The sequence below is a fragment of the Actinomyces sp. genome, assembly GCF_030530635.1.
In the GTDB taxonomy this organism is placed as follows: domain Bacteria; phylum Actinomycetota; class Actinomycetes; order Actinomycetales; family Actinomycetaceae; genus Actinomyces.
Window position 1 is genome coordinate 36,099 of record NZ_JAUMUL010000016.1, and the last position, 13,707, is coordinate 49,805.

Here is a 13,707-nt window from a genome sequence, read left to right on the forward strand (position 1 = left end):
GACAGGGGGCCGGGGTGACGTCCCGTGGCCTCCCGTGGCCGGGGTTCAGCCGGCGGCGCGGGCGGGGTGGGGTGCCGATTCGGTCCCGTGCGGGGGGCGGATGGACGGGACGGCGTGGTCCGGCGTCGGAGCACCCACGGCCCGCAGCACGAACATGTCCAGGGCGTCCAGGTAGGCGGTGCGGGCGCGCGGCTCGGTCGGTGTGGGGCGTCCGCCCAGGACACAGGCGTGGATCAGCGGAATCAGCAGGGCCGGGTCCTGGCGGGCGATGACGCCGGCGTCCATGGCGTCGGTCAGGATGCGGGTGAGCATCGCCGTCATGTGGCCGGCGTGGGCGTGCAGGCGGCCGGCGGTGTCACGGGATACGGAGTTGGCCAGTGGCCCGGTGGCGGGGAAGTGATAGTGGCGTTTGACAAGCGCCTGCTGGCGCACATAGATGCGTAGCCGGTCGATTGGGTCGGCGACGTTAGCGAGGATGCGGGTCAGCTCCCTGGCGTAGCGGCCCGTCTCGTGCTCCATGAAGGCCAGGAGGAGGTCCTCCTTGTCCGTGAAGTGGTTGTAGACGGCGGTGCGGCCCACGCCGGCGCGAGCGGCCACGTCGGACAGGGTGATCTTGTCGAAGGGACGCTGGCTCAGCAGCTCGGACAGGGAGTCGAACAGAGCGCGGCGGGTGCGCTCGCGGTGCTCGGCGAGGGAACTACCCATGATCTTCGGCATGAGGACACCCTAACCCTTAAGGTGACGCAGCGGCGAGAAGCGTCAGCAAGTCGGCCCCCACGCCGCCGAGATCGGTCGAAGTGGCTTGGTGCCTGAGGACGGTTGCTTCGGGAGTGGGTATTGGGGCGTGCCGACACTGAGCGGTTAGCGCGCGTGCGCGAGCATGCGGTTGAGCGCCTCCAGGATCGGCCTGTCGGCGGGCAGCCAGGGCAGGGTGCCGACCTCGTCCAGCGGCACCCAGCTCAGCGTCGCGTGGGCGCCACCGAGCCTGGCGGTGCCCATGGGCTCCGCCAGCCAGACGCGCATGCGATAGCCGTGCATCGCCGGCCAGGCCGGGCGGTCGTCACCGGGGAGGGCGGCGGTGTCTGTATCGGAATCCGGCCCGGCGGTCGGTGGCGGCACCGCCAGATCGGGGGAGGGGAGAATCTCTGCGCCCAGTCGTACCCCCATGCTGAGCTCCTCCGCGAGTTCGCGCACCAGGGCCGCCTTCGGCGTCTCGCCCGGTTCGACCTTCCCCCCGGGGAACTCGTACTGACCGGTGTGCTCGGCCGGGTAGGCGCGGGCCGCGCACAGCAGCCTGCTCGGCGCAGCGCGCGTGGGGCAGGGGGCGGCCGTTGCGGCTGAGGACGCGGTCGGTGCCCGGCCTGCATCCGTCTGATCCGCGTTCGGCAGTCGGTCCAGAACGGCGGCGGCCACCACCAGGCGGCTGGGGCGGGCGCGACGCGTTTCGAGCATGGACCGACCCTAGGCCACGCGCGCCGAGACCGGCCGGGACCGCGTGCGGGTGCGCACAGTTGTCACGAAATGCACCACTTTCAACCCGCCCGGCGGTTAGACCATCTTCAAATCCGCGTAGTCATGCGGCCCGGCGATGTTACTAGGGAGCGGTCCCGTCTTAAAGTGGTGCATTCTGTGACAGTATTCGCCCGATTCAGGGCGGGAGCACCGGTCCAACACCGGTCCAGGCTGTGCTTGGACAACACCCGCACAGGAACGCCTGGCAGACTGCGGCCGGTGATCATGATCAGCACGGCCGCAATCAACGTGGTAGCCCTCGGCGCGGCGGGGATGTCCCTGGGCGCCGCCGATGCCGCTGCGGTCACCGACGCGGTCGGCTTCTGGGACGGCGCTCTCGCCCGCCTCGCCGCTACGGCCCCGCCCGACCCGCGGCTGCTGTGGCCCGCGGGGGTCGTGGTGTTCCTGGCGTGGGCGCTGCCGTGGTTGCGCCGCTGGGCACGGGCGCTGACCACACTCGTACATGAGGCCGGACACGCCGCCGTCGGCATGCTGGTGGGGCGGCGCTTCCACGGCTTCGTCGTGGAGGGCGACCTGTCGGGGCGGGCAGTCACCTCCGGCCGCAGCCGTGGGCCCGGCCGCTGCGTCACCGCCTGGGCCGGGTACCCGATGCCAGCCCTCGTTGGGGCGGGCGCAGTGCTCGCGGCCCTGGCGGGCTGGGCGGGCACGGTGCTGGCGGTGGCGCTGGGGGTGCTGGCAGTGCTGCTGGTGATGAGCCGGTCGGTGCGTACCGCGGGACTGGTGACGCTGTGCGGCGCGGCGGTGGCGGCCCTGTGGTGGTGGGGCGACGCCGCCGCGGTGCCGCTGCGCGCAGGCCTGGTGGTGGGTGTCGGACTTCTGCTGCTCGCCGGGGCGTGGGAGTCGCTCGGCGCCGTCGCCCGCTCGCGCGACGGCGGTGCCGACCACCGCACGCTGGCGCGGCTCACGCCGCTGCCTGCCGGATTCTGGTGGTTGACCTGGGCGCTGGTCGATGCCGGCGCGACCTGGCTGGTGCTGCGCTCCGCAGCCGAGCTGTGGTAGGGCTGCCGCAGTCCATATCAAGACCCACGTAACAAACACGTGTTAGAAAACACCGGTATTCCTGTTACAGACATTTTCTCATGGACACCTAGCGCAGGGCTTGGGCGGGGTGGATGCGTCCTGCTTTACGCGAGGCGATCACAGCTGCGGCTAGGCCGGTGAGGATACCTGCGACGATACCGAGGGGGAAACTGAGCGGGTCGATTACTGGGCGCCAGTGTTGGAAGATTGTGATTGCCAGGACCACGAGGAGTGAGAGTATGGATCCGCATGCTCCCCCGATAAGCCCGATGAGAAGGGATTCAGCTGATATGAGGGTGCGCAGGTGGTTCCTCTTGGCTCCCATAGCCCGACGTAGGGCGAGTTCACCGGTGCGGGTTTGAACGGAGTTGTTCATTGCGTTGGATAGGATCGCCAGACCTGACAGAGCGGACACGACCGTGAGGGTCTGCAGTGCGGTGCGCACGCTGGTCTCCAGCTCTTCGCGCATCTGCGTGGGGTCGGGTGGCGAGTCCGTGATGGCGGTCTCCACGTGTGTGGGCACCCATGCCAACGCGGCCACGTTTGCGATTGCGGAGGCAGCGCCCGGCGCTGTACGGATTTCGAGGACGTTTTCTGCGGCTGGGGCAACGGCGCTGGCTTCTTCCTGGCTCATTACAACACCGCCGAGCAACTCCGAGCGGATACCGGCATCTGTGATGATGCCGACTACCTCGTAGGGCTTACCCCGAACCCAGAGGGTCGGGGAAGCGTCCAAGGGGCCCAGGCCGCAAGCGGAAGCAGCGGCCTCACCGATAAGGACTTGATCATGGTCTAAGGGCAAGGTTTCGCCCCGCGTGGTCAACAAATCCTTCAGCGGCGTGATCGGGGTCAGTCCGTAGACGGGAAGATTAACGACGCGTAAGGAGGGGTCAGAAGTGGCGGGGTGATTGTCGTGCCGCGAGACGAGCATGGCTTCTTGCAACCCGTTGATAGAGGCGATCCGGTCAACAGCCTCAGGATCGGGTTGAGCGACGACTTGGGGAATGTATCCGGTGTCCGTCGGATCCGTCAACGCAACGGCTACGCGCCTATTGCGTTGCGCGTCAAAAACATCCGAGACCTGGTAACTGGCCGTGTATGCCAGACTAATGACGGTGAGGAACAGCGTAACGGCGATAACTACTACCCCGATCAGCCGTGAAGAGCGGCCAGGGTCGCTGACCAGGGCTTGGGAAACGTCATGCCACAGCATTCGAGGATGAACGCGCGACGCCGTTGTCGGAGTGCCGCCACGAGTGCATCTGAATGGCGATCTCCGACGATGCCGACTAGGTGACGCGGCCGTGCCCTGGAAGAGCGCGGCCCCTGGCTCAGTGGTTTGACCGCCCTGTGCAGCCGGGCCGTCCGCCGTATCATTAGCGGAAGCATCGGACTGTTGTGTGACCACACCATCGACCACGCGAAGACGTCGGGATGCTTTCGCGGCGACCGCCGGATCATGTGTGACTACGATGATCGTCGTCCCACGGTCGTTGAGGTCGGCCAGCATGTCCATAATGAGCTGAGACGAACGACTATCCAGATTCCCAGTGGGCTCATCGGCCACAACAACTGGCGCGCCACCGCAAATAGCTCTTGCAATAGCGATACGTTGACGTTCGCCACCTGATAAACGTTCGGCAGGAATATCAGCCCGCTCGCTCAGGCCCACGAAAGCCAGCGCCTCATACGCGCGCATTCTGGCTGACTCAGGGTCCCCGCCTTGGTAGGCCATGCCAAGCATAACATTCTCAACCGCTGTACGCAGTGGAAGCAAATGGAAAGACTGGAAGACAAATCCGAAGATGCTACCTCGCAGATCGGCAGCCCGGGTGTCACTCAAGCCAACAACGTCGACGTCGTCGATCCGGTACGAACCGTGCGTCGGCTTATCAAGAAGAGCCAGAATATTGAGTAACGTCGACTTCCCGGCTCCGGACGGCCCCTCAATTGCCACGAAGTCGCCCTGGTTGATCGTGATGCTGACCGACTTCAGAGCATGGACCGGTACAACAGCCTCATAAGTGCGACTGGCATTCTCTAAGGTCAGAACCGTCATGATCCGTCCACACGCACACGATCACCCACGGTCAACGACTCCTCGCTCACGGCACACTGACTACCTACACAACCCAGGACCTCAACCTGTACAGCCACAAACTGTCCAGACGATTCTTGCCGTAGCACGGTGTGCTGCCCATTGGGGGCGGTCACCACAGCACGTTTAGGGATGACAATGACATCAGTCAGTGTCGGGCTTCGATCAATAGTAAGCAGAACTGACTCGTCCTGCGTCAAGTCCGCCGGTAAAGGGAGATCTGGACTGAACGTCAACGTGTAACTCGCACTGGTCGCAGCTGCACCACCCGCAGAATCGGACGACGATGACTGTCCGCCGCTACTCCCGGCAATGTTTCCGCTGGCCTCGGCACCCCCGGGGGTGCTAGGTGACTCAATTGTGTCTAAAGTGAAGGTGTATTGCTGATCTTTAATCGTAGCCGTTGCCGACACACCCGCCTGTAAGCTCTCTGCGATAGCCTGTGGCACTTCAGCCTTGACGCGCGCAAGCCCGGACCGCAGCGTGATCACCGCAGAAGAGTCCGTCAGTGTGGTTCCCACCGATGGAATCGAACTCACCACGGCACCGGCACCCGATTGAGGTATGTAGATGATTTCACCACGCGGAACCGTGACCCGACGCTTCACAACCTCCTCCGACGCCTTGTTTTGCGCCGAGGAGTCGCCACTGTTTTCAGAGTGTGAAGATCCTTTGGAGGTCGACGAATTAGAACTCTGTTGTGACGACGCACCATCGGCCCGCGTTGAATCCGACGTAGTTGATACTAATGGCTCAAAATCGATAGCACGATACAACTGTGTGACAGCACTAGCGGTTGCTGAACCGAACTGCCCATCGATAGTCAGTGAATATCCTATCTCGACCAGTGCGATCTGTAACTGTCGTACGTCGTCACCTTCGTCCCCCTCCGTGAGATCCCGGTACGTAGGAAAATCTCCCATCAGCGCGATAAGCGGGCGGCCGTTAATCCGTAGTACGGACTGGCCAGGAATCAGCTGGTGACCAACAGCCACTCCCGTATCAGTCACTACATTCGTCCCGTCACCAAGAGGAACTGAGATGGTCGTGACACCCTCTTTGCTTACGGACCCCTTGGCAGTGAGCTGGTCAACCAGAGTCCCCCGCTGTGCCACCACCGCGATCGGATCCAATGTTGGTGATGCGGCAGCAGCCTCGCGCTGTGCGGGAGACTGCACGGTTTTAGCTATAAACCATACCCCGCCAAGTGCTACAGCTGCGGCCGACAACACGGCTAAAGTAATCAGCGCACCCCGGAACTTCACATTCACCCCGTCAGCACCACGTTTCGGTTTTCTTCGATATATGCTTTCAGCTCTGTTTCCTGATTCTCTATCGCTTCACGTCTGGCCGTCAAATCTGACAGATTTGCCTTTACATATCGGTCTCTCGCCACCCATACAAGTCCGTATTCCGTCTTATCATACCCACTGTCAGCATCACATTGAGCATCCTGAGTCGCAATAGCGATCTCTTCCGCGCTCACCGAAGTCGGATTCAGTGCTTCAAGACTGTCAGGGTTATCAAGACCGAACTTGCTAGCCAGAGACGGTGCCAAACCGGGCGCCTCCTCTGGCAGGTCGGGAATGCCCAGCGGTTTCATGCATTCGCGCCACTGCGCTGCCGCCTCGTCCAATAAGGGGTTGCTTTCCACTCCTTCTGCGAAGGGTAAATCGTCAGTCACCGTCTCTTGAAACAATGGCGGCTCTGCCGTACCCTCATAGCAGGACTCGTAAGCGCTCCTCCAATCAGTCGGCTGCGAGTCAATGAACTGGGATGCGCTACGAATTCGTTCCGCCCTGGTGGACGCAGGAGGCTGGTGGTAACCGTACTGCTCCGCCTCCTCAACGGACATCCGCCGACTCCAGCCGCCGATGCTTACAACGGCCGGGTCATTCCAGTCATACTCAATAACCGGAGGCGGCGTGTGTCCATTGTCGATCATGCACTTGGCCACAGAAACGTCCCACGCGTAGTTACGCAGATCAGGATTGACTGAACGATAAGGATCAGTCGGCAACGTGGCCTTGTTGTAATCCTTTATGGTCAAGCCGCCGTCGGCGGACTGTGCACCGTCTGCAGGAATGTCGGAGGCTGCAATGCTGGAGGCATCAAGCGTGTCATCAGTTGAGTCGGCTGCTTCGCCGCCGCATCCCGCAGCGAAAACCAGTACGGCGATCGCTGCGGTTGCGACGACTGAACGTCGACCCCTGGCGGGAGTCAGCATGACCTGTAGCCGGTGAAGTAGCCGGAGGAGATCACATCATTGAAAGAATGGTGGGCAAGGTTGTACCAAGATGATCCTCGGCCCATGCGGCGCGACTCTCCGCCGCCGTACGCGTGCTTGAAGAAGCAGGTGTCTTCGTACCTTCCGCGTTGTTTGGCGGAAGAAGCGACATCGTTCGCCTTCTTGCCGTTGGTCAGTTTCCACTGAGCCAGGTCGGGAATATAACGCTGAAATGAAACAGCGCCGCCCTGATAGCCGCTATGCTCCCACAGACACGTGTAGCCGGAACCGCAGTCACCCTGGGCGGCATAGGATGCCGGGGTGAGAGACATGGCGCCCAGGGCGAGTAGGCCAACAGAAGCGGCGGCAAGGAACTTGGATTTCATGTTGACTCCAATCTCTCGATGGGATGCGTCAACCTTGACGTGGTATGAACGTAACTGGACGCAGCTAGCTTGTCAACACCTTAGTTAGGTGTGGCGTACCGGAGTCGGCGGACGGGGTTCGGTTACGCTCGCCGACTCCGAGTCGAGCTCGGCATCGGCTAGATCGCGTTGCACCGCGGGGGTGTCCGGATCGGTGTCGAATACCAGTGATGAGCCATCCTGGGCCTGGACGGTGGCACCTGCGAGCTCCGGGATGAGGTCGGACGGTGACGGGACCTCCACGCCCGGGGGATGAGTCAGCTGGTCTCCCTACAACTCGTGCTGTGCGAGCGTGGCGACCTCGGTAGCTGCCGGAGCGGCGGACGCCGCAGCCTCGGTGGCGTCGGCCGCAGCCGCAGCGGGAGCACGCCCATTGCCGACGACGGCGAAGAATCCGGAGGCGGCAACCACGACCAGTGCCACGACGCCGGCAATTGCGGTGGCCCTCCGCCTGCTGCGCCGACGTTCGCGCTGGTTCACAGAGTCTCCTCGTTGAGCGGGAATCATCTGGGTGGCTTCCATGATCCCCGGGCTGTCAAGAAGTCCAGGGATGCTTCCGGGGCGGGGCACGGGCGGGTCGGCGGCCGGGCGTGCTGGGGTGGATCGCCGCGGACGGCGGCAACCGCGCTGCGGCGCCTGCGGGGCGAAAACGCCGGGAACTGGGAAACGGGAACAAGGAACCCGGGAAACGCCGCCGCGCGCGACCGCCAGTGGAGCGGGTGACGGGAATCGAACCCGCGCCGTCAGCTTGGGAAGCTGAAGTTCTACCATTGAACTACACCCGCGCGCCTCACCTGGATGAGGTGCCCGAACAGGTTACCACGCCGTCGGCCTGGCGCAACGCGCCGCCGTCCCGACCGAGGCGGCTGTCGGGAGCCACCTCGGCTAAGGTGCGGCCCGATCCGGTCCGGTGAAGGGGAAAGCCGATGCGGCTGTGGCCGACACGACGCCGATGGACGTGAGATGCGTCGCCCATGGGGAGACCAACCCATGAAACGGTCTGCGCGCCTGTGTGCGAATCTGCCAGCATGGCCCCATGACTACCTCGCCCTTCAGTGCGCCCGAACCGCAGAACACCGACGGCTCTTACGGGGCGGGCGCGTCCGGCGCCGACTACCCGCAGGGCTACCAGGGGAGCGCAACCTCACCCGGTGCCGCCGCGGCCAACCCCTATCAACAGCTCGACACCTACCAGGGGGCACAGGCCTACGCGGGCGGTGCCTACCCGCCGGGGTACGAGCAGGCGCAGCAGGCCGGCTATCAGCAGCAGGGCTACCAGAACGGCGGCTACCAACAGGCCTATCAGGATCCCGCCTATCAGCAGAACGCCTACCAGTCCGGATACCAGCAGCCCGGTTACCAGGCGCCCGCCGCGGCCTACGGTCAGCCCTACGCCGTGTACAACCAGAAGTCGAAGGTCGCCGCGGGCCTGCTCGGCATCTTCCTGGGCTGCCTTGGCATCCACAACTTCTACCTCGGCTATACCGGCAAGGCGGTGGCCCAGCTCCTCATTACGCTGCTGTCACTCGGGTTTCTGGCGTTCGTTTCGGCGATCTGGGGCCTGGTCGAGGGGATCATCATCCTCACCGCCGCCCCCGGCGCCCAGCCGTGGGGCGTAGACGCCAAGGGCATGCCGCTCAGCAACTGAGGGGCCAGGCGCCCCGATCCGGGTGGGTGCCGGGCCGGGGCGCAACCTGGCACAATCGGGCCCGTGCTGCTTTCCGACCGTGATATCCGCGCAGAACTCGAATCCGGTCACGTCGGCCTGGACCCGTACGACCCGGAGATGATCCAGCCCGCCTCCATTGACGTGCGCCTGGACCGCTGGTTCCGCCTGTTCGACAACCACCGCTACCCGGTGATCGACCCCGCCGTGGAGCAGGACCGACTCACTCACCTGGTGGACGTCGGCCCCGATGAGCCGCTCGTACTGCACCCCGGCGAGTTCGTGCTCGGCTCCTCCTACGAGCGCGTCACTCTTCCGGATGACATCGCCGCCCGGCTGGAGGGCAAATCCAGCCTCGGCAGGCTGGGTCTGCTCACCCACTCCACCGCCGGTTTCATCGACCCCGGCTTCTCCGGTCACGTCACTCTGGAACTGTCGAACACCGCCACCATGCCCATCAAACTCTGGCCGGGCATGAAGGTCGGACAGCTTTGCTTCTTCCGGCTGTCCTCGCCTGCCGCCGCCCCCTACGGGCAGGGCGCTACCGGCTCGCGCTATCAGGGTCAACGGGGGCCGACGGCGTCGCGCTCCCACCTCTCCTTCCACCGCATCCGTATCACTGACCCGGGGGCGCCGCCCGATGAAGGGGCCGCATGTGGCCCGGTGCTGAATTCCGAAGGAGCCCAGGCATGAGTCGACCGCAGGACGCCCCCCACCGCTCCGGGCAGAGCCGAGGCGTATCAACCGGTGATGCCGTGGCGCTTCCGGACTTCTACGCCGCCGGCGCCGACCTGGCCACCACCCTGCCGGACACCGCTTTGTCCGCCGTCGGCTCATTCCCGGTGGGGCGGGCCGACACTCAGCACCTGCTGCTGCTCGCCGACGACGTCACCATTGACGAGGTCGAGGCCCTGGCACTGTCCCTTGACGAGCATGCGGGCTGGGTGGGCGCCTCCCGCCTGCAGGTGGCGCCCGGCGCCGAGCTGCAGGGGCCATGGGACGTGGACGCCGAGCTGCGCAGGGTGCTGGAGCTGCCGGAATGGGTCTGCCAGGTCATGGTCCTGGACTGTCCGCCGCAGCGGGCCGGGGCACTGCCTGCGGAACTGGTCGGCGTCGACCCCCTCACCGATGCCTTCCCCCTGGCCCAGCCGACCGGTGCGGAGCTGCTGGCCCTCATTCGACTGCGTGCCATCGCCCGCCGCCTGGCCGGCGGACTGCGGCTCGCCGGAGACCCGGCCGGGTCCGGCGGCAATACCACCCCGGCGCTGGTGATCCCCAGTCCCGAACGTTCCACCACACTGACCGTGTACTCGCCGGTGTGGATCGTGCCCGACGGCGTCGTCACGCTCGCCGCCCCGGTGGCCCCGGGGGCGCGCCTGCTGCTTCACGCCGAGCCGCCGCAGGGACCCACCGGCCTGGCCGCCATCCCTCAGGAGGAACTGGTCCGACTGGCGCAGACGCTCGGGGAGGACGTGCTCGATGCCGCCTGGAGGGCGGCCGAAAAGCGACGTCACGAGCAGGCGGATCAGGAGGCGCGCGCCCGGGCTGCGGGGACACCCGTGGAGGAGCTGCGTGACGGGTATGGCGTCGTCGCCGACGTCGACTCGGCCCACCCCGACTGGGGCGGGATCGAGATACGTGTTCAGGCGGCGGAGGAGGTGCCATTGGCCGTGAGCGGCGAGCCTTGGTCGCGTGACGGTGTGATCTCCTACGAGGTGGTCTGGATTCCGCAATATCCAGCCCAGGCCCACTGCGAGTATCCGCCCGCTGGCGTGCGACAGGCGCGCGCCGCCGCACGGACTCTCATCGAGGAGGTCGCCTCCGCACTGTTGGCCGCGGCCGGGGGATCAGTCGTGGACAATGACGGCTTCCTGGTCGCCCTCTGACCGGCAGCCTGCCCCGCTCCCAGCCGAGGCCGGTTGTGGTCGCGTTCCGGGGGCCTGCGCCACAGCCGCCGTCCCTCGGAACACGCCTGTGGGTCAGGGCTCAATGGTGAAGGACACCTCCGCTCCCATGCCCTCCCCTTCCAGGCCTTCCCCGGCGACCCTGACCGAGACCTCACCTACGCCCGTCGGACGGATCACTGCGAGCGCACGGCCCTGATACGTGGTGAACGTGTCGGACAGGAAGGACTCCTCGTGGCTCGGGCGGGCGGAGCCAAGCCCCTGCAGCACCGCCGGTCCCGCGACTTCCACCGTGACTGGCCGGTCCGCGGCCGGGTTGAGGCGGCCGACGGCGTCGAGCAGCGAGATCGGCACGAAGGCCAGTGATGCGTCGTCGGCCCGCACCGGCCCCGCCTCGACCTCCGCCCTGAGTGCGGTCACCGGCCCCGCCGTCTCCAGGCTCGTGCGGCCGAGCTCCTCGCCGTCGCGGTAGGCGACCACAGTGAGTTCGCCAGGCTGGTAGGTGGTGTCCGCCTTCGCGTAGAAGGGCAGATCGGTGCCGACGGGCGTGCGTGCTACCTCGGCGCCGTTGACGAGGAAGGCGACCTCGTCGGCGTCGGCGTAGGCCTCGACCGTGATGGGGCTGCCGGCCGGCGCATCCCATGTCCACGACGTGACCGAGTCCGTCCATGTCCACGAGTGCGGTGCGACCGGCTCGGTGAAGTACTCCGGCCGCTGAACGGCCAGTACCGGATTCTTGCGTAGGCCGACGGCGACCTCCCGGTACAGGGAGATCGTCTTGCGGTTGCCGAGGATGTCGATGTCGCCGGAGCCCGCGAGCAGGTACGGGTAGGCGGCGCCCATGCCGGAGGCGTGGTCGTCGGAGTAGATGGGGCGGGCGATGCCGGCCTCGCCCAGATAGTCCCAGCCGGTCCAGGTGAAGTCGCCGATGACGTAGGGCAGTTCCTGTACGAGCCGCCAGTAGGTGGCGATGCGCGGGGAGAAGGTCTCCGAGCCGACGACGATTCGGTTCGGGTCGGCCTCGTGTTCGATCCGGTAGCGCACGTCCGCATAGTTGTGTCCGAGGATATCGACGGCGTCGGCCGCCTCCGTGATCTTGCCGGTGATCTCGGGAAGGCTCATGATCGCCGACATCATCTCGGCGGCGTCCGTCATGGCGGTATTGATGTCGCCGGCGCCAGAGTCGGCACTGGTGCTCGGGACGGTGGTGGAGTTCGCATCGGGGCCCTGACCGGAGGCCTGCTCGCGCATCTGCGCGAGCTCGTCCAGGATCGCCATCATCGCGTTGAGGGAGTTCAGGACGTACCGGCTGGAGTCCAGGGAGCGGAGCTTGTCCGCGATGGTGCGGGCGCGGCGGGCGCCATGGGGCGTGCCGATTTCGGGAATTTCGTTGCCAATCGAATAGAGGATGACGCTGGGGTGGTTCAAGTCCTTGGCCACGAGAGATTCGACGTCGCGCTCCCACCACTCGGGGAAGGCCAGGGAGTAGTCGTCGGTGGTCTTTGCGTCGGTCCACACGTCCCAGGTCTCGTCCATGACGAGCATGCCGTGGCGGTCGCAGGCCTCGAGCATGGCCACGCTCATGGGGTTGTGTGATGAGCGCAGGGCGTTGAAGCCGGCGGCCTTGAGCAGACGCACACGGCGGTCCTCGGCGGCGGCGATGCAGGCGCCGGCGAGGACGCCGTTGTCGTTGTGCACGCAGGCGCCGTGCAGGTTGACGGTCCGGCCGTTGAGACGCAGCCCGTGGATGGGATCCAGACGCAGGCTGCGAATGCCGAAGCGGGTCTGGGCCGTGTCTTCGTCGTCGTCGCCGCCGAGGGTGACGCGGGCCGTGTACAGGGCGGGGGAGTCGGTGCTCCACCGCTGTGGGGTTTGAATGTAGAGGCGCTGGCGGCCGGTTTGGGTTTCGCCGGCGAGGGTTGATACACGCAGTGTCCCGGTGGCGGCGAGGGTGCCGTCGGGGCCAAGGATTTCGATGCGGGCGTCCGTAGTGGCGGTGGTGTTGGAGCCGTTGACCACGGGAACGGCGACTTCGACGACGGCGAGTTCGTCGTCGATCTCCGGGGTGGTCACCTGGATGCCGGTGGGGGCGGTGTGGATGAGTGGGCCGACGAGCAGGTGTACGGGTCGGGTGATGCCGCCGCCGGAGTACCAGCGCGAGTCTTTGTGGGCCTGGGCCTCGACGGTGATGAGGTTCTCCTCGCCGTAGCGCAGGTACGGGTCGAGGTCGACGTGGAAGAGGGTGTAGCCGCCCGGGCGCTGGGCCGCGTAGGAGCCGTTGACCTTGACGACGGCGTCGCGGTAGACGCCTTCGAACTCCACAGTGACGCGGCGGTTGCGCCATTCGGTGGGCACGTCGATGGTCTTCTCGTAGACCCAGGCGCCGGAGCGGAAGTAGGCATTGTGGGTCTGGTTCTCGCTGTCGGGGTCACGGCCGCCGGCGAGGACGGCATCGTGGGGGAGATCGACGATCCTCGTGGGGGCGGCGCCGAGGAGACTGGCGAAGGCGCCGGTGTTCTCACGGAAGGTCCAGCCGCGGTTGAGGTCGGTGCGTTTCATGGTGTTGTGGTCCCTTCGGGTCGGCGCTCCGTCGCGCCGGCATTGGTTCTATGGCGCTTATCATGACCGATTCGGTGCCGGGTCGTAGGGGCGTGTTCGGGCCGGCAAGATTGTCCTCGGGCTGGCGAGGACATGGTCGGCGGTTAACCCGCGTCCTCGAACAACCCCACCAGGCCATGCAAACCGACTCTTGATGCTTGACGATCTGGCTGCCGTCGTGTCGTGGGGCGAAGGACGCGGTAAGCCATCCTGGTTCACTGTGCCGGACTTGGCTG

General features: G+C 65.6%; 13 protein-coding genes and 1 tRNA gene. 4 read left to right on the plus strand and 10 right to left on the minus strand.

The genetic code is table 11. From position 1 onward, the window contains the following. Window positions 1-45: 45 nt before the first annotated feature. Both Q4A20_RS05845 and Q4A20_RS05850 read right to left on the minus strand, forming a co-directional pair. Window positions 46-717 carry a TetR/AcrR family transcriptional regulator gene (locus tag Q4A20_RS05845; RefSeq protein ID WP_303121251.1) on the minus strand — a complete coding sequence of 224 codons (672 nt, stop codon included), beginning with the start codon at window positions 715-717 and terminating at the stop codon, window positions 46-48. A gap of 144 nt (window positions 718-861) precedes the next feature. Then, the gene (locus tag Q4A20_RS05850; RefSeq protein WP_303121253.1) at window positions 862-1,452 is read right to left on the minus strand and encodes a (deoxy)nucleoside triphosphate pyrophosphohydrolase; all 591 of its coding nucleotides are present in this window, start codon (window positions 1,450-1,452) and stop codon (window positions 862-864) included. Window positions 1,453-1,785: 333 nt separating this feature from the next. Between Q4A20_RS05850 and Q4A20_RS05855 the strand changes: the two genes are divergently transcribed. After that, the gene (locus Q4A20_RS05855; RefSeq protein WP_303121277.1) at window positions 1,786-2,532 is read left to right on the plus strand and encodes a M50 family metallopeptidase; all 747 of its coding nucleotides are present in this window, start codon (window positions 1,786-1,788) and stop codon (window positions 2,530-2,532) included. Between the two features lie 88 nt (window positions 2,533-2,620). On the opposite strand, the gene Q4A20_RS05860 is transcribed toward Q4A20_RS05855, so the two are convergent. The 7 genes from Q4A20_RS05860 to Q4A20_RS05890 all read right to left on the minus strand — a co-directional run bounded on the left by Q4A20_RS05860 (window position 2,621) and on the right by Q4A20_RS05890 (window position 8,088). Next, on the minus strand, window positions 2,621-4,612 hold the full coding sequence (locus Q4A20_RS05860) for an ATP-binding cassette domain-containing protein (RefSeq protein WP_303121255.1): 1,992 nt from the start codon (window positions 4,610-4,612) through the stop codon (window positions 2,621-2,623). Next, complete coding sequence (locus Q4A20_RS05865) at window positions 4,609-5,922, minus strand: peptidoglycan-binding protein (RefSeq protein ID WP_303121257.1); 1,314 nt, start codon at window positions 5,920-5,922, stop codon at window positions 4,609-4,611. Before Q4A20_RS05865 ends, Q4A20_RS05860 begins: the two co-directional genes overlap by 4 nt. Further along, complete coding sequence (locus tag Q4A20_RS05870; RefSeq protein WP_303121258.1) at window positions 5,919-6,878, minus strand: hypothetical protein; 960 nt, start codon at window positions 6,876-6,878, stop codon at window positions 5,919-5,921. The genes Q4A20_RS05865 and Q4A20_RS05870 overlap by 4 nt, the downstream gene beginning before the upstream one ends. Continuing rightward, complete coding sequence (locus Q4A20_RS05875; RefSeq protein WP_303121260.1) at window positions 6,872-7,264, minus strand: peptidase inhibitor family I36 protein; 393 nt, start codon at window positions 7,262-7,264, stop codon at window positions 6,872-6,874. The genes Q4A20_RS05870 and Q4A20_RS05875 overlap by 7 nt, the downstream gene beginning before the upstream one ends. An 84-nt stretch (window positions 7,265-7,348) precedes the next feature. Continuing rightward, complete coding sequence (locus Q4A20_RS05880) at window positions 7,349-7,546, minus strand: hypothetical protein (protein WP_303121261.1); 198 nt, start codon at window positions 7,544-7,546, stop codon at window positions 7,349-7,351. A 27-nt stretch (window positions 7,547-7,573) separates the two neighbouring features. After that, window positions 7,574-7,783 (minus strand): hypothetical protein, encoded by a 210-nt coding sequence (locus Q4A20_RS05885; RefSeq protein WP_303121262.1) that lies wholly within the window; start codon window positions 7,781-7,783, stop codon window positions 7,574-7,576. A gap of 231 nt (window positions 7,784-8,014) precedes the next feature. After that, window positions 8,015-8,088, minus strand: a tRNA-Gly gene (locus Q4A20_RS05890). A gap of 251 nt (window positions 8,089-8,339) precedes the next feature. Here Q4A20_RS05890 and Q4A20_RS05895 point away from each other — a divergent pair. The 3 genes from Q4A20_RS05895 to Q4A20_RS05905 all read left to right on the plus strand — a co-directional run bounded on the left by Q4A20_RS05895 (window position 8,340) and on the right by Q4A20_RS05905 (window position 10,855). Next, window positions 8,340-8,951 (plus strand): TM2 domain-containing protein, encoded by a 612-nt coding sequence (locus tag Q4A20_RS05895; RefSeq protein ID WP_303121264.1) that lies wholly within the window; start codon window positions 8,340-8,342, stop codon window positions 8,949-8,951. A 63-nt stretch (window positions 8,952-9,014) separates the two neighbouring features. Then, entirely contained in the window at window positions 9,015-9,662 is a 648-nt protein-coding gene (gene dcd / locus Q4A20_RS05900; protein ID WP_303121266.1) for a dCTP deaminase, read from the plus strand. Then, window positions 9,659-10,855 carry a hypothetical protein gene (locus Q4A20_RS05905; RefSeq protein WP_303121268.1) on the plus strand — a complete coding sequence of 399 codons (1,197 nt, stop codon included), beginning with the start codon at window positions 9,659-9,661 and terminating at the stop codon, window positions 10,853-10,855. The genes dcd and Q4A20_RS05905 overlap by 4 nt, the downstream gene beginning before the upstream one ends. 93 nt (window positions 10,856-10,948) lie before the next feature. Here the strand turns inward: Q4A20_RS05905 and Q4A20_RS05910 are convergent, their stop codons facing one another. After that, complete coding sequence (locus Q4A20_RS05910; protein WP_303121270.1) at window positions 10,949-13,432, minus strand: glycoside hydrolase family 2 TIM barrel-domain containing protein; 2,484 nt, start codon at window positions 13,430-13,432, stop codon at window positions 10,949-10,951. Between the last annotated feature and the right edge of the window lie 275 nt (window positions 13,433-13,707).

Excerpts from the sequence above, each read along its gene's own strand:
- Q4A20_RS05845 (WP_303121251.1), bottom strand. The coding sequence starts at position 717 with ATGCCGAAGATCATGGGTAGTTCCCTCGCCGAGCACCGCGAGCGCACC.
- Q4A20_RS05850 (WP_303121253.1), bottom strand. The coding sequence starts at position 1,452 with ATGCTCGAAACGCGTCGCGCCCGCCCCAGCCGCCTGGTGGTGGCCGCC.
- Q4A20_RS05855 (WP_303121277.1), top strand. The coding sequence starts at position 1,786 with ATGTCCCTGGGCGCCGCCGATGCCGCTGCGGTCACCGACGCGGTCGGC.
- Q4A20_RS05860 (WP_303121255.1), bottom strand. The coding sequence starts at position 4,612 with ATGACGGTTCTGACCTTAGAGAATGCCAGTCGCACTTATGAGGCTGTT.
- Q4A20_RS05870 (WP_303121258.1), bottom strand. The coding sequence starts at position 6,878 with ATGCTGACTCCCGCCAGGGGTCGACGTTCAGTCGTCGCAACCGCAGCG.
- Q4A20_RS05875 (WP_303121260.1), bottom strand. The coding sequence starts at position 7,264 with ATGAAATCCAAGTTCCTTGCCGCCGCTTCTGTTGGCCTACTCGCCCTG.
- Q4A20_RS05895 (WP_303121264.1), top strand. The coding sequence starts at position 8,340 with ATGACTACCTCGCCCTTCAGTGCGCCCGAACCGCAGAACACCGACGGC.
- Q4A20_RS05905 (WP_303121268.1), top strand. The coding sequence starts at position 9,659 with ATGAGTCGACCGCAGGACGCCCCCCACCGCTCCGGGCAGAGCCGAGGC.
- Q4A20_RS05910 (WP_303121270.1), bottom strand. The coding sequence starts at position 13,432 with ATGAAACGCACCGACCTCAACCGCGGCTGGACCTTCCGTGAGAACACC.